This window comes from Campylobacter sp. 1569, from assembly GCF_024723675.1.
GTDB lineage: Bacteria > Campylobacterota > Campylobacteria > Campylobacterales > Campylobacteraceae > Campylobacter_D > Campylobacter_D jejuni_C.
In genome coordinates, this window is record NZ_JANQDB010000001.1 from 51,691 (window position 1) to 73,215 (window position 21,525).

Genomic DNA, 21,525 nt, shown 5'->3' on the forward strand with positions numbered 1-21,525 from the left:
TGTATATAAAAAAGTATTAAAAAAATATGAGTTTTATTAAGTTTTTAAAGATAAATAATGCACAAGTTGTCCAAGTGCAATAGAACTATCATTACAAGGAAATTGCAAAGAAGTTTTATAAGCAAAATTTTTTTGATCTAAAATTTCAAGTAAGGTTTTATTTTGAAATACTCCGCCACATAAAAGCACTTCTTCTTTAAAATCTTTTGAATATTCTATAATTAAATCTGTAATGCCATTAAGCAAACCTGTGCTAATTTTAACTTTATCTTTATCTTCTAAGGCTTGCAAAAAAGCATTTTTAAAGCAAATTTCTTTTTCTTTGATGTCAAATTTGTAACTATAATCAAGATTTTTATCATAATATTTTTCCATCAAAAGTCCAATTTGTGCTTCATAATCAAGCTTTTGTATATCAAAAGCAAAAGCGCCAAAAGCATCGATAATCCTACCAAGAGAACTTGTATATAAAGAGCTTTGAGTATGAATTTTTTTAAGATTATTTAATTTTACTTGAGAAAATTTAGCTAAAAACTCGCTAGCTTTACTTTCTAAATTAAAATCAAAAATCAAAGCCAAAGCTAAATTTGCGATATTTTTAATATCTGCATTAATGAGTTTGAAATTTTTAAAATGATTTAGCCTTTCATAGCTTTTTAAATTCGCTCTAAAAATCTCCCCACCCCAAATTTTTCCATCATCTCCATAACCTGTTCCATCAAAAATAAAGGCTAAAACATCATTTTTGTAAATTTTGTGTTCAAATAAACAAGCGCACAAATGCGCATAGTGATGTTGCACGCGAAAATTTTTATAATCTCTAAATTCTTTTACATAGTTAAATTGTGGGTGTTTATCGCTTAAAATATGATCAAAATTTAACCTATAAGAGTTTTGAAAGAAAGTTAAAATTTTAAAAAATCTCTCTTGTATGTCTAAACTTTTCATATCACCTATATAAGGAGAAATAAAAATTTGATTTTTAAAAAAACATGCAAATTCATTTTTTAACTCACTTCCTAGAGCGAGAATATTTTCTTTTACATTAAAAATATCTACTGTGTTAATATAAAGTGGGTTAAGCCCCCTTGAAGTCCTTAAAAACATTACCTCTTTACCAATAACTTGAGCAATGCTATCATCACTTGAATTATGTATTGCTCTATCATAATCAAGATAAAAATCAAACACATCACTAAGTTGCTCTAAAAGTTTTGTTTCTTCATAAATAATGCTTAGTGAACTTAAATTAGCACTAGTTGCAATAATTGGCTTTTTAAAATGTTCAAAAAGCATTAAATGTGTTCCCATATAAGCTAACATAATGCCTATTTTATTAGTATCTGGTGCTAAGCTTTTATGGATATTTTTGCTATTTAAAATAACTATGGGTTTTAAATTTGAAGTTAAAAGTTTTGCCTCAGCTTCATTAATAAAAGCTAATTCTTGAGCCATTTTAAGATCTTTTACCATAATAGCAAAAGGCTTTTTAGGGCGATTTTTACGTATTCTAAGTTCATTTATAGCATTTTCATTTGTGCTATCACAAATTAAATGAAACCCACCCATACCTTTAAAAGCTATGATTTGACCTTCTTCTAAAAGCTTTGCAAGCAAGATAAAAGCTTTTTCATCTTTGGCTAAAATATTTTGATTTTTATCCTTTAAAAAGATAGTAATTTTACATTTTGGACATGAGAGTGGTTGGGCATGAAAGCGACGATTGGTAGGATCTTCATACTCGCTTTGACAAAAAGAACACATTTTAAACTCATCCATAGTGGTATTAACTCTATCATATGGAAGTTTTTTTATAATAGAAAATCTTGGCCCGCAATTTGTGCAAGTGATGAAAGGGTATTTAAAACGCGGATTTTTCTCATCATAAAATTCATTATAGCAATCCTCACAAAGAGCAAAATCACTCAAAATCGGGCTAAATTTTTCACTATCTTGTGAAGTACTTATGCTAAAATCATTATAAGTTTTTTGAAGTTTTTTATAAGAAAAATTAAAATCATCTATCCTAGCTAAAGGCGGTAAATTAGCAAAAAGTTTTTCTTTAAAAATTTCTAATTCATCATTACTACACTCAAGGATTATAACAACTCCTAAGCTATTATTATAAACTTCACCTTTTAAATTAAGCTCTTTAGCTATATTAAAAACAAAAGGACGAAAGCCAACGCCTTGCACTAGCCCTTTAATATGAATTTCATATCCAAAGTGGGACATCACTTAACTTAAAAAATGGTATGTGTTTAAATACATTTTTACTAAGGCTTTTGTGTTCAAACAAGCTCCCACTAAGCACGGCACAATCAACTTGTTCTTTAGCTTTTAAATCATCAAATAAATCTCTTAAAAAATACGCCAAGCTCTCAACAACACCTAAGGCTATGATTTGATTTTCTACTCCAGCAAGCTTAAAACTCATCACGCTTCTTAAGGTCTTAGTATAATCAAATTCTTTTTGCTCATTAAGCTTAAAATCTATCCTAACGCCTTTTGCCATTTTACTCTCATCTGCTAAGGCCAAAAGCGCTAATGCAGCACTTTGTATATCTTCATCAAGTTCTAAAATCATCCCTATCATGCCAAAAAGATTAAAAAAATTATTAGCCATATTAAGTTCTTTTCGCACTAGGGTAAATTCTTTTTCATAATTAGCTAATAATCTCTTAGCAACATCATCTTGACTTATAGTTTCATAAAACTCATCAAAGCTTTTTGGTAAGCAAAGTTTTAAAAGATTTAGCTCTTTATCAAGTAAGATAATATCATCATATTTTTTACTAAGTTCTAAAAGCAAAGGCTTTTTGTCTTTAAAATCAGACAATATGCAAGAAATTCTTGCAAAATTTTTATCTTCTTTTTGAAAAATCAAATTTTTAAACTCAGGTAAAATATAATCATAACCCCTACAAACTACTAGTTCATTTTCTATTAAAGCCACTTCAAAATCATCTTCAAAATGTTCTAACTTTTTAAAATTTAAAAACTTAATTCCTTCTTTTTCAAGCTCAAAACACAAGGCAAACAAGAAAAGATTATCATATATTTTTATTTTAAAATACTCATGATTTAATTGATGATTTTGTCTAAAAATAGCATTAAATTTAAGCTTCACTAGAGGCTTTTCAACCCCTGCTAAGATTTTAAATTGCTCGTTATTACAGGAAAAAAATGCATTGATATGCTTTGGGTCACAAGGTATTAAAAAATCATCCAATGCTTCATTAAAAATTTCAAAAGCATATACTCCTTTTGGACTTTTAAAATACATTTTTTCTTTATTTTTTAATTTTTCTAAGGCTTTTTTTAAATTATCGCAGAAATTTTCTTTAGTGATTTTTATAAAATCTTCTTCTATCTTAAACTCTTCTTCTACAAAAACACCCCATTCATTTTCTAAAAGTTTACCTTGAGTATAAGTATTTGCATTGAGTCTTGTTAAAAAATTTCTTTTAGTGAAAGTTTTTTCTTTTTTTATAGGTGTAAAATCTTCTTCTATAACTTTTAAGTCAAATTTGTTTAAAAAAACACTGTGGCTGATATTTTCTAAATTAGAACAAAAGGCTTGAATCTCATCTTTTTCACCCTTAACTTTAATGATGATTTTTTCATCTTTTTGCTCATAATCATACGCATAATCTTTAGCATAATAAGCTAACAAATACTCAAAAATATCATTTTTAGATTTATAATAAAAAGTAATTTCTAAAAGCAAGTTTAAAACCTTAAAATTAAAATTTGTAAAGTATAAATATAACAATTTTAATTCTAAGGAAAGCTTAAACAAGCTATCTAAAATTTAGATAGCTTGTTATTTTAGTAGTTAAATTCAGAACCGATAGCGATTTTTTGAATTTCTTTTTTATTTTCAAGTTTTAAAAGTGGCGCATTTTTATCTACACCTAAAACTTTTGCTTTTTTGCCATCAAGTAATAATGCAACACCTTCTGGTAAAGCATAAACAACTACTTTAGGATTAACAATCAAAAACTCTTCAAGTCTTTCTTCACGGCTTTCACCATTATGTCCTACTGGCTTGCCTGAGATAAAATGCGGGTTGATTTGATGAGGGAAAATATTGAAAGTATTGAATGATTTTGGTTCAACTATAGGCATATCATTAGTTGTCATCATAGTTGCACCCGCTACATTTGAGCCTGCTGACCAACCAACATAAGGCACACCCTCGCTTACTCTTTTTGCAATGAGTTCTACTAGGTTATTATTATAAAGTTGATTTACAAGTTCAAAAGTATTTCCACCCCCTACAAAAATCGCATCAGCACTTTTAACAATATCAACAGCATTGCCTCTATGCACACTAATTATTTGAAGTCCTAAGCTTTCTAAGGCTTTAGCAACTTGTGCTTCATATTGCTCATAAGTTTTTCTAACACCCGCATAAGGTATGAATGCTACTTTTTTGCCTTTTAAGTTATTTTTTTCAACAAATTCTTTAAGCCAAGGTAAAGCATGGTTTAAATATCCAGTGTCTTTATAACCTGAACTTGAGAGCAATAAAGCTTTTTGCTTATCTTTTGGAAAATTAACCACATCATTAGCATTTAAAGCCACTCCACTAAAAAGCATAGCAGCTAAACCAAGAGCACCTACTTTTAACAAATTTCTTCTTTTCATTATTTTTCCTTTAAAAGATATTTAAAAACTATTTATTTTAATAAATAATTTTTTAAATTAAAATAAATTTTTGTTAAAAAATAAGACTTTTTAGAAAAACTTCTCTTGCCTTGTAATCAGGCATTAATTTATATAAAAAATCATAAAATTCTTTTTGATGATGTGGGTAGATTAAATGTGTAAGTTCATGTAAAATCACATATTCTATAGCTTTTATAGGTTTTTGTATGAGTTTTAAATTTAAGTTTATATATGCTTTTTGATGATTGCAAGAACCCCATCTTGAGATCATTTCTTTAATACAAATTCTTTGCACTTTTCTCCTGCAGGCAAATTGCCATTTTTTTATAAAATACTCAAAAATCACTCTAGCACTACGTCTTAAGAAAAGATCTAAATCTTTTTCATTTTTTGCAAAAATTTTATCTTTTTTTATGAGAACTTTTTTATGATTTTCGTTAAAAACTAGCTTGTATTTTTTACCTAAAAAATACAACTCATCACTTGCTAAAACTACTCTTTTTAAAGAAAGTTCTTTTTCTTTGGCTCTAATCCAACTTTCATTTTTTTCTAAAAATCTTAAAACATCTCTTTGCTCATAATATAGCGGTATGCTAAGCTTGAAATTTAAATCCCTATCTATCCTAAGTCTTAAGTATTTAAGTCTTTTCTTTTCAAAAGCAAAACGAAATTCTTTAAAATCTAAAATTCCTTTTATACTAGTGCTTTGCCTTGCCATTTTTTACTTTTCCATCTATATGAATTTACTATGCCACGCAAAAACTCATCTGCACAAAAACCTATCCAAACTCCTAAAATTCCAAGTCCAGCATAAAAACAAAGCACATAGCCAACTGGTAAAGAAACCCCAAGCATAAACACCACTCCACTTAAAAACGGAAATCTCGCATCACCACTTGCTCTTAGTGAATTTACCATGACTATATTGAAAGTTCTTGAGATTTCTAAGAAAATAGAAAGAGTAAAAAGTGGTATCATAAGTTCTTTTAAGCTTTCTTCAAGCTTTACTACACCCATGGTAAAATCTTGCAAAACAAAATTAAGCAAAGCTACAAAAGCACTTGCAACCACGCTAAAATACAAAGCTATCCAAGTATGTTTATAGGCTACATTTAAGTATTTTGCACCGACTAACTTACCTATGATAATTTCATTTGCCACGCTTATAGCTTGTCCTACTAGCATGATAAGCAAAGAAATTTGAAAATAAATCGTTTGAACGCTTAAATTTTCTTTACCCAAACTTGCTACAAAAGCAAAAGCTATGGTGTATTGTATAAACCATATTAAATTTTCACCAGCAGCAAATCCACCGATATTTAAAATCTTTTTAAGTACAGCTTTTTCAAGGCTTATCATCTCTTTAATTTTAAGATAAATTTTAAGTTTAAAACTAAGTATTACCACTAGCATACCAAAAGCTACTAAACGTCCTAATATATTGCTAAGCCCTACTCCAAAAAGCTCTAATTTGGTAAAATGTAATACATAAAAATTTCCTATAAATATCACAACATTCATCAATAAGGTTGTAAACATAACCCAATAAGCCATATTATACACCCTAATAATAGCAGCCAAAACTATACCCATGGCATCAAAAAATAAACAAATTCCAAGCATATGTAAGTAAATTTCACTGTCTTTTAAAAGTTCATTTGGAATTTGTAAAAGATAAAGTAAAAACTCTCCATGCCATAAAATCAAACTTCCACATACAAGTCCGATTAAGCCATTTAAAAATAAACTTTGATGGATTACTTTTCTAGCTAAAGTATAATTTTTAGCTCCTAAAGCTTGAGCAATTACCACACTACAACCCACACTTAAAAAGCTAAAAATAATAATAAATAAATCTGCTACTTGATTACCCGCACCCATAGCCCCAACTAAAAAATTAGAATACTGCGAAACCATAACGGTGTTGATAATCAATGAAAAATATCTTAAAAACATTTCAAGTAGTATAGGCATACTAAGATGCTTGAGTGAAAGTTGTTTGCTGGCCATAAATACTCTTTTTGATAATAATTTTTGAAAGTAAAAGTAATTTTACTTAAAAATTGCTTTTTTAAAGATAAATATATTTTTAATTATACTGATTTTAAGAATAAACAAATGTATTTTAGAAATTTTGATTAATTACATCATCAAAATTTCTAAATAAATAAAAATTACCCAAAAGCTCCGTTTAAATAAGCTTTTGTTTTTTCTTCTTTTGGATTTTCAAAAAATTCCTTACTCTCTCCAAATTCTACAAGTTCTCCTAAATGAAAAAACGCAGTATAATCAGCCACGCGCTTAGCTTGTTGCATATTATGTGTTACCATGATCATGGAAAGATTATGACTTAATTCTTTAATAAGCTCTTCTATAATACTTGAAGATATAGGATCAAGTGCAGAAGTTGGTTCATCTAAAAGTAATAATTTTGGCTTTATAGCTAAAGCTCTTGCTATACAAAGGCGTTGTTGCTGACCACCTGAAAGCGCTAGAGCATTTTGCTTTAGCTTATCCTTTACCTCCTCAAAAAGCCCTACTTTTTTAAGACAATCTTCCACCAAAGCATCTTCTTCATCTTTGTTTTTGATCATCCCATGGAGTTTTGGAGCATAAGAAATATTATCATAAATGCTTTTTACAAAAACATTAGGCTGTTGAAATACCATTCCAACTTTTTTTCTAAGCACAACTAAATCTTGATTTTTAACATCTTTTCCATCAATCTCAACAAGACCATCGATTTTTGCTATTTTATCATTCATTCTGTTAAAGCAACGCAAAAATGTGGATTTTCCACAGCCTGAAGCACCTATTAAAGCTGTGATTTTATTTTTTTGAATTTCCATACTAATATCAAACAAAGCTTGTTTTTTGCCATAAAATAAATTTAAATTTGTTGTTTTTGCTATCATTTTAATTTTCCTTGAAAATATCTTCTTAAAAGTATTGCTGCTAAATTTAAAATCACCAAAAGAGATAAAAGCACTATAATCCCTGCTGCTGTTCTTTCTAAAAATGCACGCTCTGGCATAGCCGACCATGAAAAAATTTGAGCAGGTAAAACACTGGTTGGCGCAAAAATTGAGTTTGCTACATCAGGTATAAAAGCTATCATACCTATAATCATCAAAGGTGCAGTTTCGCCAATAGCCCCTGCTAAAGTTAAAATAGAACCTGTTAAAATCATAGGCATTGCCAAAGGTAACATAATACCTTTTATCATTTGAATTTTAGTCATACCTAAAGCATATGCTGCATTTTTCATATTAATATCCACACTTTTTAAGGCAGCTTTAGTTGATACAATAATAATAGGTAAACTCATAATAGCTAAAGTTAATCCCCCAACTAAAGCACTCGAACGCGGCATCCCAAAAAGATTAATAAATACTCCAAGTCCTAAAAGTCCAAATAAAATACTAGGAATACTAGCTAAATTATTTATACATACTTCTATAAAATGCGTAAATACATTTTGCGGAGCAAATTCTTCTAAATAAATAGCCGCTCCAACTCCTATTGGAATGCTTACAACCATGCATACTAACATCACAAGCAAAGTTCCAACCACAGAGGCAAATATTCCTGAATTTTCAGGTGATTTAGAGTCTCCATTAAGGAAAAAATTCGTATTAAAACTTAGCTTAATTTCTTGTTTTTGAACTAATTCATCAACTAAAGCCTTTTGTTCATCACTTAATTTATTGTAGTTTTTTTTCATATATTGATCAACTTCAGAATTTGCTAAAAGCCAAGATTTTTCTTTGATTTGACCTGTTCTTATTTTTCTTTGTTCAGCACGTGATAAAAGTTCATAAGAAGGATTATTTCTATCAGATTCTACATAAATATAAGTTTGCTTAAAAGCTCCTACTCCAAGATACCCTACACTTGATAAAAAAATACAAAGAAAAATAAGGTTTATATAAAGCCCCATTTTACAAAATATTTTAAAATTTTTTGAAGCTTTTTTTCTTTGTTTGAAAAGTTTTTTCATAAATTTTTCCTTTTATGGAAGCGATTTATCAGATAAACGCTAAATATATTAATGATTAATGTAATAATAAAAAGCACAAGTCCTAAAGAAAATGCACTTAAAGCCAAAGAACTATCAAAAGCTTGATCACCACTTAATGCTTCTACTATTTTTACAGTAACTGTTGTCATATCTTCTAAAAAATTCATTGTTAAATTTGGACGCAGTGAAGCAGCCATAACAACAATCATCGTTTCACCTAAAGCCCTTGAAAGCCCTAAAAGACAAGCTGCAACTATACCTGGCATTGCTTCTGGTAAAATTACTGCAAAAACGACTTCTTTTTTAGTCATACCTAAAGCATAAGCTCCATTGATTCTTTTTAAACTTACAGCTTCAATGCAATCTTGTGAGAGTGAAGCTACTATAGGGACTATCATAATACCCATGATAAAACCTGCACCTAAAGCACTTTGAAAACTAGCTTCTATGCCAAAGAGAGAGAAAAACCATACTATAAATGGAGCTACAACTATAGCTGCAAAAAATCCAAAAACCACGGTAGGAATTCCTGCTATGATTTCTAAAATAGGCTTTAAATAGTTTTTAGATTTTTTACCCGCAAATACTCCAAGATAAATGGCACACATTATACCTAAAGGCAGGGCTGTTAGCATTGCTATTAATGAAATATAAAAAGTTCCCCAAAATAAACTCAAAGCACCAAAAACTCCATGTTTACTACTTCCATCAGCACTTACAAATGCAGCATCTGCTGCCCACTGGCTTGAAAATAAAAAAGTAAATACACTTTCTTTTTGAAAAAATTTTAATGCTTCAATTAAAATAGTTAGCATAATAGCAAAGCTTACTACTACGCTAACAAAAGCACAAAGAAAAAGCGTTAATTTTATTATTTTTTCTTTTATCAATTTTTCATCCTAAAAATCAAAAAACTTTCCCTGCTTTAACAAGCTCATCAGTTAATAAACCTTTTTCTTCTATATGTTTTTGGGTTTGTTTTAAAGTTTTTTCATCCATAGGAACTAATCCTATTTTTTCTAATTCTGCTCCGCTTTTAGCTAAATCATCACTCATATAAATTTTTGCAAATTCAAATACTTCCGGATTTTTCTTAGCATTCATATATATAAACAAAGAACGCGCTAATTTATATTTTCCCTCAGATATATTTTTCTCATCAGCTTTTACACCATCAATGTAAGCAGCATTAATCTTATCATCATTACTAGCTAAAAATCCGTATCCAAAAAGTCCAAAAGCTTCTTTATCAACAGAAAGTTTTGAAACAATTAAATTATCGTTTTCGCCGCTTGGTATAAATGCTCCATCTTGGCGTATAGTTTTATATGTACCTTTATATTCAGGAATTTTTTTAGAAATATCTACCATTACAAGTTCTTCTATACTATCTCTTGTTCCTGAACTTGATGGAGGACCATAGATTGTAATTTTTCTATTTGGTAGATTTTTATTGATTTGTTGCCAATTTGTGTAAGGATTTGGGATTAATTTTCCATCTTGTGGAATTTCTTTGGCCAAAGCTAAAAATAACTCATGTAAGCTTATATTTAATGGAGCATTGATTTTATTCTGAGCTAAAACTATGCCATCATAACCTATCATAATCCCGACTATATCACTCACGCCTGATTTTTTACAAGTTTCAAATTCACTTGGCTTGATTGCTCTTGAAGCATTAGAAATATCAGTAATTCCTTCACAAAACACTTTAAAACCACCACCTGTGCCAAGACTTTCAACTATAGGTGTTTTTGTATTTTTTATAACAGCATACTCTTCAGCAACAAAAGAAGTAAAAGGATAGACAGTAGATGAACCCGCTATTTTTAATTCTGCTGCGTTTAGACTAACAAAAGTAGCTACACTTAAAGCCAAAAGTTTTTTCATTTTTTCTCCTTAGTTAAAAAGTAATGAAAATTTAAAAAAACTTGGAAACATTTTGGATACATGTATTTTTTGATATAATTTTTATATGTTAAATGTTATTTTGATAGAAGATGATAAAGACTTAAACGAATTAATCACACTAAGACTTAGTCAAGAAAATATAAAAATTTATAGCTATTTTGATTTTTTTGACTTAGAAAATTTTCTAGATACAAATGAAATAGACTTAATCATCATGGATAGAAATTTACCAAGTGGTGATAGTGTAGAGATGATAAAACAATTAAGAAAAAAAGGTTATATGGAGCCTGTGATTTTTCTTAGTGCAAAGACTTTACAAAAAGATATTTTAGAAGGTTTTGAGCAAGGCTGTGATGATTATATATGTAAACCTTTTGATTTTAATGAGCTTTTATTTAGAATCAAAGCCGTAACTAAAAGAAATAAAACTCCAAAAGAACAAATTTCTTATCAAGATTTTACTTTATACATAGAAGAGAGAAAATTAACCTATAAAACAAATACATTTGAAAATTTATCAACCCTAGATGTAGAATTACTCAAGTGTTTTTTTAATCACAAAAATCAACTTCTAAGCCGTCAATTTTTAAGTGAGCAAGTATGGAAAAATGACACAACAAGTGATAAGACAATCAATACAGCTATTTTAAGATTAAAACAAAAAATTCCACAAATTAAGGAAAATATCATTTCAGTGCGTTCGGTGGGTTATAAATTGTGCTAAAAATAAAAACATTTTTCCTTTTTACACTTGGATTTTTTTGTATTGCTTTTTTTATATTGTTTTATTTTTTCAATGAAAGTTATATTAACACTACGGTAAAAAGCACTTACGAGCAAAAACTAAAAACACTTAATGATGTTTTACAATTTCAGTTATTAGATATATTAAATTCCAATAATATCAAGCAATTTGCTCAAAATACCAGGGCAGATTTTATCATCAAACAAGATGAAGTTATTTTTTCATCATTAAAAGATTATTCTTATTTTTTAAATCATTTTGAGTCTAATTTTACCCATGATTTTTATAAGCAAAAAGAAATTTATTTTAAAGCTTATACTTGCAAAAACTATCAATATATCATCATTGTATACCCTAAAATACACTCTTTGGTACAAAATTTTTGGATTAAAAATATTATTATTTTTTCTTTCTTTTTACTTGTACTTGTTGTGTTTTATTTTGTTGTGTTTAATTTTTTCAAAAATTATTTTCAAGAATTATTATTGTTTGTTAAAAGTATCAAATCAAATACTAATTTCATTTTAAAATATAATTTCGTTTATGAATTAAAAAATTTAAATTTACGCTTATTGAAAATTAAAAAATTACTCATCAAACAAGAATTAAAAAACAAAAAGCAAGCTAAGAAAATTCAAACCAAAAATACTCAACTTAGTAATGTAATCAGCGCTATATCGCATGAACTTAAAAACCCTATAAGCGTTATAGATTTGAGCTTACAATCTTTAAAAGAAACTAATGATGAAAATATGAAATTATTTTTACTTGAAAAAATTCACAAACAAAGCGTAAAAATCAACCAACTAACACACAAACTCAATTTTGTTTTTAATCTTAATTTTGATTCTTTAAATTTAGAAAAATTTGACCTATATGTTTTAAGTAAAAATTTATTAGAAAGTTTTAGAGATGATAGGTTGAAAATTCAAGGCCAAACAAGCTTTATTAAAGCGGATAAATTTCTCATAGAACAAGTTATCATTAATCTAATAGACAATGCCTTAAAATACAGCAAAAAAGAGGTGTTAATCATCATCAAAAATCAAAATTTTACTATCATAGATCAAGGTATAGGCATAGAAGAAAAGCATCTTAAATTTATAACAAAAAAATTCTACAAAGCAAACTCAACACACAACAACTCTTTTGGATTAGGATTGTTTTTAGTTAAAAAAATACTCACTTTACACAAAAGTTCTTTAAAAATTCAATCTAGCCCACAAAAAGGTAGTGTTTTTTCTTTTGATATTAATTTATAATTTTTATGAATATACTTATTAATGTATTTTTAATGTAGTTCTAACTAATATAACAAAAATAATTCATAAGGAGAAACAATGCTTTCAAAAGAAGTAGTGGCTTTATTAAATGAGCAAATCAATAAAGAAATGTATGCAGCAAATTTGTATTTGAGCATGAGTTCATGGTGTTATGAGCATAGTTTTGATGGCGCGGGGGCATTTTTGTTTGAACATGCAAGAGAAGAAAGTGATCATGCAAGAAAACTCATCACTTATTTAAATGAAACTGATTCTAAAGTAGAATTAAAAGAAGTTAAAAAACCTGATAGTGATTTTAAATCATTGCTTGATGTATTTGAAAAAACTTTCGAGCATGAGCAAAGCATTACTGCTTCTATTAATAATCTTGTGGATTTTATGCTTTCAAGTAAAGATTATTCTACTTTTAATTTCTTGCAATGGTATGTAAGCGAACAACACGAAGAAGAAGCACTTTTTAGAGGTATAGTAGATAAAATCAAACTCATAAGCGATAATGGAAATGGCTTATACATGGTAGATCAATACATTAAAAGCTTAATTAGTAAATAATTTTTTAGCTTCCAAATTTATGGAAGCTAAATATCTTTTAATTTAAAAGAATTCTTGCAAAATAAAAGTAAATTTGCTAAAATACTTTTTATTTAAAAGGATTTTCATGCAAATGAACGAAATTACTGATAAACTTAAATTTATACTCCAAAAAGAAGGTATAAAAAACGCCAAAGATTCTGACGTAGCTAAGATGTTAAATATTAATCCTGACACCTTTTATAGTATGAAATTTAGAAATTCCATACCTTATAAACAAATACTTCATTTTTTAAATGAAAGAAATATCAACATCAATGCATTTTTTTACGAAGACTCTTTTGAGAGTAATACTTTAACACTTGATTTAAACTATAATGTTTTAAAATATTACGATGTTAACGCTTCTATGGGAGGTGGGGCTTTAAATGATAATGTAAGTTTTTCAGAAGTGATTATAGATGAAAAACTAAGTGATTTTTTTGGCTCAAAAGATTGTGATATCATCCCATGTATAGGCGATAGCATGGAGCCTGAAATTAAAGATGATTCTTTATGCTTAGTAGATAAAAGCAAAAGCTTTAAAGAAGGTGGAGTTTTTGCGGTAAATACTCGAGATGGTTTGTTTATCAAACAAATTTTTAAAAGCAATAAAGGTGGAGTTTATCTGCATTCTTTTAATTTAAGCTATGCAGACGTACATTATCAAAATGGCGATTTTTTAATCGTGGGTAAGGTGGTGGGAACTATTAGCAGAATTTAATATACTAAATACTTCTTTTTTGTAGTTAATAATTTTTATTCTTTATATTAATAAAATATTAATTTAAATACAAATTTAAGTTATTTTTTATTAAAAAATAGTCACAATTATACTTTAATAGTTAATAGATAATAAATAAGAGTTTTTTTATCTTTTAACAAACTACATGAAAGGGAAGTTATGAAACACAAATTAGCTAAGGTTGTCACCTATGCCTGCCTAGCTTTAGGCATAAGTTTGAGTTCACAAGCTTTTGCTTCTTCAGAGCCTAGAACCCTTGATGGATATGTAGCTCAAGAAGATGCATTTTTTGACTATCTTTACAAACACCACCCTATTTTTAAATACGAAAAAGAAGGGCGTTTGGTAGGTAAATTTACCCATAGTGATAGAACGGAAAACTGGGTTTTAAATCAAAATGGAGCTAAATTTGCTGCTGAGCACGATTTAAAACAAGCCTCTATTACCTATCGTTTGCCTTATGAATCTTTCTTGGATTTTCCAAATAAATTTGTAGGTCCAAAAAAATGTGGCGAATGTCACCCTGCTCAATATGCTTCTTGGGAACGCTCTCGCCATGCAAAAACCGTGCGTTTTCCGCATGAAATGGAAGAAGTTGGTGGAGCTGAAGGTTTGAAAAAACCTATGTATAATTCTCAAGCTACTATTTTACCTGATGGAATTTATCCAAATGATGTTTATGCTCTCATTGGAACACCAAGAACAAAATATGGTTTTATAGATAGATGGCTTGTGCGTGGAACTTACCATGTTGAAGATGGAAATTTGAGTGATTTAAGTGGTAAATTAACTGCTGGAGGTAATCAATTCTCAAGACTTTGGAGTGAATTTTTAACCCCTGAAATGGCACAAAAAATAGCTACTTTTGCACCTGGTTTTCCTACTAAAATGGAAGATTTTGGAGGAAATGGCTCTCAGGTATGGGGAACAAACTCTTATGCTGCAACTTATAAAGAAAAAGCGGTTTTCCAACCTGCTACTGCATATTGTGAAACCTGTCATACTTTTAAATTTGATTTTAAAAGCAAAGAAGAATTTTATAAAGCACTAGGTAACCCAAAAGAACTTCAAAAACATACCATCTCAAAAGGTATTACTTGTGAGGAATGCCATGGGGCTGGAGCGCATCTTTATGGAGCAAGAGGTGCGGGTATGCCATCAAATTGTGAAAGATGTCATCAAAGATTTTCATACAATGAAACCGATGCTAAAATCAATCCTAGAAAACCTTTCAACGCATATTTTAAATCAAGTTGTCCTGCGTGTGGAACAGAAGGTGCTCAAATGTATTCTTCAGCACACTATGATAAAGGTATGAGATGTAATACTTGTCATGATCCGCATGAAGTAACTTTTAATGATTGGAAAAGTGGTTATACTAAAACAAAACTTAAAAAAACTTGTAAAGATTGCCATGAAACCCAAGCAAGCTTTTTCAAAAAAGGTGGAATTCATGCAAAAGATAGTTGTACAGCTTGTCACATGCCAAATATGATGAGTTGTGAAAACTTTGGAGCGGTTCAAAACCCTGATAAAGGTGGATTTGATAATGTTAGAGCTTCGCATATTTGGAATATCAAAGTAGATAAAACAGCAAAAACACTTAATCCACCAGAAGGCAAAGAAAGATCGCCTAAAGTTGGTGGTTGGACTATAGCCAGAGATGATGAAGGTAGATTTTTCCTTGATTTAATGTGGAGTTGCGGTAGAACTAGTTTTAGTGATATTAATCTAATGGGTCCTGGTGCAAGTGGTTGTCATAGTCCTGTGCAATCAACCTTGCCTGAAAAACTTCACTTTAGCAATCAAGAAATGATTTATGATAAAGTAATGGAGTGGCAAAATCCTGTTAAAGAAGGTTATGAGAAAATTAGAAAAGGTATAGCAAATATTGATAAAACTTTTGCTGAAAAAACAAAACTTTCAGTAGAGCAAAAATCAAAAGTACTAAGCCTAACTAATCAAGCTCAAGCCATAGCTGATAGACTAGAAAAAGATGGTTCTTGGGGTGTTCATGGACCTGCTTATTCTAAGAAAATCATAGAAGAAGCTTTAATTTATATCCAAGAAGCACAAAATATCCTAAATGGTAAATAAAACAAAGGAAGAATGAAGAATTCTTCCTTAAAATAAGGAGCTAGTCTTGAAAAATTTAATCACTCGACTTTTTATTGTCCTTTTTACTCTTTTTACGCCATCAGGATTTATTTTTGCTGAAGCTAATGGAGAAATAGGATCAATAGAAGGTATAAAAAGCATTAGTTTAGCACAAGCCCAAGAAATGCTAGATCAAAATAATACTTATTTTTTTGATGTCAATTCAGAGCAAGATAGACAAACTAATGGCTATATACCTAATTCCATATCAACCTATGTGGAAAATTGGCAAAATTTATTACCTAATGATAAAAATGCAAATTTAGTGTTTTATGGTTTAAATCGTTTTAGATTTGAAGCTTCTCAAGCTGCTGCAGTTGCTATAGAACTTGGTTATAAGAACTCTGTTGTAATGCTTGATGGCATTGAATCATGGGTAACCTCAGGTAGAAAAGTTGAAAAAATAGACACAGTTAAATGGGAAAAAGCTAAGGAAGTTATCGAGTTTAAAGATACTATCCACTCAAGATTTAAATTTAGCAATACCCCATCTTGTCGTGATTGTCATGCTCAAAAAGGTAAAGGCATTAGAGCTGATATTGCAGCAAGTAAAAACTTAATCAATCAAAAATGTGCAACTTGTCATGAAAAAGCAAGTAATGCTTTAGCAAAAAGTGCTCATGGGGTACAAGAGTTCTTACCTGCTCAAGATGCACAAAAGAAAAAAGAAAAACCATCTTGTGCGACTTGTCACTCTATTCATGTTACCCCAAAACATTCAGGAATTTATTCACAAAAACAATTAGTCGATCAAAAGTGCGCACAATGCCATAAACAAAAAAGCACAACTTTTCATATGACTTTCCATGGTAAAGGTATGGTATTAAGCACACCAGGTGAAACTCCAAGTGTTGCTACTTGTTCTGATTGTCATGGTAAACACAATATATTAAAATCAAGCGAAAGAAACTCAACCCTCTCGCCAATAAACCGTGTTCAAACTTGTAAATCATGCCATCCAAATGCAAATGAAAATTTCGTAAATTGGATGGCACATGCTGATCATAGTGATGGTGAAAAATATCCTGGGTTACATGGTGCTTATATATTCATGACTATTTTGGTGATTTCTGTATTTGTTTTCTTTGGAGCCCATACTATACTTTGGTGCTTGCGTTTAATTGCTATGCGTATAAAATATCCTAAAGAATGGAAAGAAGCAAGAAAAGCAGCACATGAAGATAAAGTAAGAGTAAGAAGATTTAGTACTTTCCATAGAATTCAACATTTCTTTATGGCAGCTAGCTTTTTGGGTCTTGCTTTCTCAGGCTTACCACAAAAATTCTATGATTCAGCGTGGGCTAAACCTATGATTGATTTAATGGGTGGAGATATCATTAATGCAGCAACCATACATCATATTTCAGCTATAGTAATGTTTGCAGTATTTTTCTCTCACATTGGAGAAATCATCATTGTAAATTGGAAACGCCGTGATGTAGCAAGAGATCCAATCACTGGTAAAATAAGCTTTATGAAAGTTTTAAAAGCTACTTTTGGTCCTGATTCTTTAATGCCAAATTGGCAAGATTTTAAAGATATGAAAGATCATTTTAAATGGTTTTTTGGTTTTGGACCAAGACCGCAATTTGACCGCTGGACTTATTGGGAAAAATTTGATTATTTAGCAGTATTTTGGGGTATGTTTATCATTGGTATTTCAGGGCTTATTTTATGGTTTCCTGCTTTCTTTGGTAAATTTTTACCAGGTGAAGCAATCAACTTAGCAACCCTACTTCACTCTGATGAAGCTTTACTTGCTACAGGATTTATTTTTGCAATTCACTTCTTTAATACACATTTTAGAGCAGATCGCTTCCCTATGGATATGGTGATTTTCTCAGGAAGTATTAGTGAAGAAGAGATTAAACAAGAAAGAAGCGTATGGTATAAACGCTTAAAAGAAAGTGGAAAATTAAGCACTTTATATGAAAATAAAAGTAACTTCAAAGCATATCAATGGCTAGCTAAACTTGCAGGATTTGCAATGCTAATCACTGGTTTGGTATTTTTATTTTTAATGCTTTATACTTTCTTTAACACTATCTTATAACCTTATTCGCTATAATAGCGAATAAGGACTTTTCCTAACTTTTTCAAGGATTTTAAATGTTTAAAACAATACTCACACTTAGTTTTTTAAGTATTTTTTTTATAGCTTGCTCTAATGAAGAAAAACTTGATTCTAATTTAATCTCAAGTGGCACACAATTTTCTAAAGAAAATTTGCAAAAAGCAAATGATTTAGATAAAAAATCTTATGAAGAAATAGCTCATTTATTTAAAGATAATGCAAATATAAAAAGTGATGATAAAAACATTTTAATCATTTTCAGCGCAAATCATTGCCTTTATTGTGATAAATTAAAAGAAGAAATTAAAAACGATAAAAAAATACAAGAACTTATAAAAGAAAAATACAGCTCTTATTATATAAATATAAGCTATAAAAAAATTCATACATTTTATAAAAACCACAAAAGCGACTTAAGTACAGCCGAACTTTCTAGTATTTATGATATAGTAGCCACCCCTACTATTGTAATTTTAAACAAAAACAGCCAAACTTTGCTAAATTATCCTGGTTTTATTAGCGCAAAAAGATTAAGCGCTACAATGGAGTTTTTAAACCAAAAAGAAAATCAAAATTTAGACGAAGCAACCATAGCACAAAAACTTATACATTTTTATAAAGAAAATAATATTTAAAGGTTAAAAATGCAGTATTTTTTTTCTTTTGCAATGAGTTTTTTACTAATGAGTATATATGCTATAGCCTGTGCTGTAGCAACTTTCATAGAAAATGATTTTGGTATTAGCACAGCTAAAGCTTTAATTTATAATAATGCTTGGTTTGATATGTTGCATTTATTACTAGGTTTAAATTTAATCGGAGTGATATTTTATAATAAGCTTTTTCAAAAGAAAAAATACTCTATCTTGCTTTTACACTTATCTTTTATAGTGATTTTAATCGGTGCTGGACTTACTAGATATTTTGGCTTAGAAGGTGGAATGCATATAAGAGAAAATCAAAGCTCTAGCACCATAGTTACTAGAGAAGAATTTATAAAAATTACTGATTTTGATACTAATGCTAGTTTTGAATTTCCTATTAGCTTTACCGCGCTAACTCAAAAGCATTTTGAAAAAACTATAGACTTAAATGGTGAAAAATTAATCATAAGTTCTATCAAATATATTCCACAAAAAGATTCTATCACACCTGCTAGCTTAAAATTAAATATTAATTATCAAAAAGCAAATACGCAAATAACCTTAAATCCAAATTTTACAAACAAACAAGCAGTGCATTTTAACTTACAGGGAAAAGATTTTACTATCAATTGGGGGCCAAGAGAAATTAAGCTTCCTTTTGCATTACACTTAAAAGATTTTATACTAGAGCGTTATTTAGGCTCTATGAGTCCATCTTCTTACACTTCAAAAATTCAAATCATAGATGAGCAAAATAATATTAACTTAGATTATGATATTTTTATGAATAATGTTCTTGATTATGGTGGATATAGATTTTTTCAAAGCTCTTATGATCAAGATGAGCAAGGCACTATACTTTCAGTTAATAAAGATCCTGGTAAAATCCCTACTTATATAGGTTATACTTTGTTGATTTTAGGATTTTTATGGGTTTTATTTGATAAAAACTCAAGATTTCATCGTTTAAGTGTTTATTTAAAAAAAGGCCAAAGTTTTATATTGCTTATTTTGCTTTTTGCAAATTTACAAACTCCGCTTTTTGCACAAGAAAATAAAAATGAAATTTTAAATTTACTCTCAAATTTACAAAAGAATTCTTATGAGCATTCTTTAAATTTTGCAAAATTACTTGTGCAAGATCATAATGGTAGAATCAAACCTTTAGATACTTTAGCAATGGAATTTGTTTATAAAATCACTCAAAAAGAAAAATTTTTAAATCTTCACTATGATCAAATTTTTCTAGCAATGATGATTTATCCTAAAGAATTTAGAAAAATCAAAATGATAGCTACAAAAACAAGTAAACTAAGAGAATTAATAGGCGCAGATATAAATGAAAAATACATAGCATTTGATGATGTGTTTGATAATGGAGTATATAAGCTTAGCAATTATATTGAAGAAGCTAACCGCAAAAAGCCTTCATTAAGAACTAGCTTTGATAAAGATTTGCTAGCTTTAGATGAAAAAATAAATCATGCATATTATATTTATAGTGGTCAAGCTTTAACTATTTTTCCTGATATTAATGAGCAAAGTTTAAAGTGGTATTCTCCAGTGCAAATTTTACCTTTTGCAAAAGAAGATGTTGAGCGTTTGCAAATGCTTTTAGTTAGCTATTTTTTACAAGTTCGCAATGGTATTGAAAATAATCAATGGCAAGATGCAAATGAAATTTTACAATCTTTAAAAGACTTTCAAAATCATTATGGAAGCAATGTTTTACCACCAAAAGAAAGATTAAATCTTGAAATACTACTTAATCATTATAATATCTTTGATAATCTAACTTTTGTTTATATTAGCTTTGCGTTAGTGTTTTTCTTTTTAAGTTTTTATACTATATTAAAAAATATTGCTTTATCTGCCTTTGTATATAGATTTTTTTACATCATTTTAAGCATATGTGTAATCATACATGCACTAGCTTTAATCATTCGTTGGTATGTAGGTGGGCATGCTCCTTGGAGCAATGCTTATGAAAGCATGATTTACATAGCTTTTGCTTGTGCGATAAGTGCTGTGATATTTTTTAGAAAATCACTCTTGGCTTTATGTGGTGCGAGTTTTTTAGCAGGCATTTCGCTTTTTGTAGCTCATCTTGGCTTTATGGATCCTCAAATTGGGAATTTAGTACCTGTTTTAAAATCATATTGGCTTAACATTCATGTTTCAATTATAACAGCAAGCTATGGATTTTTAGCACTTTGTTTTATTATAGGGATTTTAAGTTTAATTCTTTTTACCTTAAGAGGTAAAAATAAAAATATAGATTTAAACATCACCAAACTACACTGCGTTAATGAAATGTCTATGATAATAGGACTTGCAATGCTTACGATAGGAAATTTTTTAGGTGGAGTTTGGGCTAATGAAAGTTGGGGAAGATATTGGGGTTGGGATCCAAAAGAAACTTGGGCTTTGATTTCCATTGTAGTTTATACTATGGTATTGCACTTAAGATTTATTTTTAAAACTTATTTTATTTTTGTTTTTGCAAGTGCTAGTGTTTTAGCCTTTTATACCATATTAATGACTTATTTTGGAGTAAATTTTTACCTTTCTGGACTTCATTCTTATGCAAATGGTGATGCTTTTCCTATACCGACTTTTGTGTATATTTTGATTGTACTTAATTTTGTTTTAATTATAAGTGCAGGAAGAAAACGGGATTTAAATACGCCTAGTTTTTAAA

The 21,525-nt window shown here is 29.2% G+C and carries 17 protein-coding genes; 8 read left to right on the top strand and 9 right to left on the bottom strand.

What is annotated here, in order from left to right; translation table 11 throughout:
* Positions 1–36: 36 nt before the first annotated feature.
* The 9 genes from hypF to CAMP5060_RS00365 form a co-directional block, all read right to left on the bottom strand.
* Entirely contained in the window at positions 37–2,235 is a 2,199-nt protein-coding gene (gene hypF, locus CAMP5060_RS00325; protein WP_337217689.1) for a carbamoyltransferase HypF, read from the bottom strand.
* Positions 2,216–3,730, bottom strand: a complete 1,515-nt coding sequence (locus tag CAMP5060_RS00330; RefSeq protein WP_337217690.1) for a hypothetical protein — start codon at positions 3,728–3,730, stop codon at positions 2,216–2,218. The genes hypF and CAMP5060_RS00330 overlap by 20 nt, the downstream gene beginning before the upstream one ends.
* Before the next feature lie 101 nt (positions 3,731–3,831).
* Positions 3,832–4,653 carry a dipeptidase PepE gene (gene pepE / locus CAMP5060_RS00335; protein WP_087700569.1) on the bottom strand — a complete coding sequence of 274 codons (822 nt, stop codon included), beginning with the start codon at positions 4,651–4,653 and terminating at the stop codon, positions 3,832–3,834.
* A 73-nt stretch (positions 4,654–4,726) separates the two neighbouring features.
* Positions 4,727–5,392, bottom strand: a complete 666-nt coding sequence (locus CAMP5060_RS00340) for a M48 family metallopeptidase (RefSeq protein ID WP_087700568.1) — start codon at positions 5,390–5,392, stop codon at positions 4,727–4,729.
* On the bottom strand, positions 5,368–6,684 hold the full coding sequence (locus CAMP5060_RS00345) for an MATE family efflux transporter (protein ID WP_087700567.1): 1,317 nt from the start codon (positions 6,682–6,684) through the stop codon (positions 5,368–5,370). Before CAMP5060_RS00345 ends, CAMP5060_RS00340 begins: the two co-directional genes overlap by 25 nt.
* A 164-nt stretch (positions 6,685–6,848) precedes the next feature.
* Complete coding sequence (gene pstB, locus CAMP5060_RS00350) at positions 6,849–7,589, bottom strand: phosphate ABC transporter ATP-binding protein PstB (protein ID WP_337217691.1); 741 nt, start codon at positions 7,587–7,589, stop codon at positions 6,849–6,851.
* The gene (gene pstA, locus CAMP5060_RS00355; protein WP_337217692.1) at positions 7,586–8,674 is read right to left on the bottom strand and encodes a phosphate ABC transporter permease PstA; all 1,089 of its coding nucleotides are present in this window, start codon (positions 8,672–8,674) and stop codon (positions 7,586–7,588) included. The genes pstB and pstA overlap by 4 nt, the downstream gene beginning before the upstream one ends.
* The gene (gene pstC, locus CAMP5060_RS00360) at positions 8,671–9,585 is read right to left on the bottom strand and encodes a phosphate ABC transporter permease subunit PstC (RefSeq protein WP_337217693.1); all 915 of its coding nucleotides are present in this window, start codon (positions 9,583–9,585) and stop codon (positions 8,671–8,673) included. The genes pstA and pstC overlap by 4 nt, the downstream gene beginning before the upstream one ends.
* A gap of 16 nt (positions 9,586–9,601) precedes the next feature.
* The gene (locus CAMP5060_RS00365) at positions 9,602–10,585 is read right to left on the bottom strand and encodes a substrate-binding domain-containing protein (protein ID WP_337217694.1); all 984 of its coding nucleotides are present in this window, start codon (positions 10,583–10,585) and stop codon (positions 9,602–9,604) included.
* An 85-nt stretch (positions 10,586–10,670) separates the two neighbouring features.
* Here CAMP5060_RS00365 and CAMP5060_RS00370 point away from each other — a divergent pair, with 85 nt between their 5' ends.
* The 8 genes from CAMP5060_RS00370 (at position 10,671) to ccsA (ending at position 21,524) form a co-directional block, all read left to right on the top strand.
* Positions 10,671–11,330 carry a response regulator transcription factor gene (locus CAMP5060_RS00370; RefSeq protein ID WP_337217695.1) on the top strand — a complete coding sequence of 220 codons (660 nt, stop codon included), beginning with the start codon at positions 10,671–10,673 and terminating at the stop codon, positions 11,328–11,330.
* Between the two features lie 56 nt (positions 11,331–11,386).
* Positions 11,387–12,613 (top strand): sensor histidine kinase, encoded by a 1,227-nt coding sequence (locus CAMP5060_RS00375; protein WP_337217696.1) that lies wholly within the window; start codon positions 11,387–11,389, stop codon positions 12,611–12,613.
* 78 nt (positions 12,614–12,691) lie between these two features.
* Entirely contained in the window at positions 12,692–13,186 is a 495-nt protein-coding gene (ftnA, locus tag CAMP5060_RS00380) for a non-heme ferritin (RefSeq protein ID WP_337217519.1), read from the top strand.
* Positions 13,187–13,292: 106 nt separating this feature from the next.
* A complete protein-coding gene (locus CAMP5060_RS00385) occupies positions 13,293–13,928 on the top strand; it encodes a S24 family peptidase (protein WP_337217518.1) in 636 nt (211 codons plus the stop codon).
* A gap of 180 nt (positions 13,929–14,108) precedes the next feature.
* Entirely contained in the window at positions 14,109–16,046 is a 1,938-nt protein-coding gene (locus CAMP5060_RS00390) for a multiheme c-type cytochrome (protein ID WP_337217697.1), read from the top strand.
* A gap of 46 nt (positions 16,047–16,092) precedes the next feature.
* Positions 16,093–18,159 (top strand): rhodanese-like domain-containing protein, encoded by a 2,067-nt coding sequence (locus CAMP5060_RS00395; protein ID WP_337217698.1) that lies wholly within the window; start codon positions 16,093–16,095, stop codon positions 18,157–18,159.
* 56 nt (positions 18,160–18,215) lie between these two features.
* Positions 18,216–18,815 (top strand): SoxW family protein, encoded by a 600-nt coding sequence (locus CAMP5060_RS00400; protein WP_039628353.1) that lies wholly within the window; start codon positions 18,216–18,218, stop codon positions 18,813–18,815.
* A gap of 9 nt (positions 18,816–18,824) precedes the next feature.
* On the top strand, positions 18,825–21,524 hold the full coding sequence (gene ccsA / locus CAMP5060_RS00405; protein WP_337217699.1) for a cytochrome c biogenesis protein: 2,700 nt from the start codon (positions 18,825–18,827) through the stop codon (positions 21,522–21,524).
* Position 21,525 lies beyond the last annotated feature (1 nt).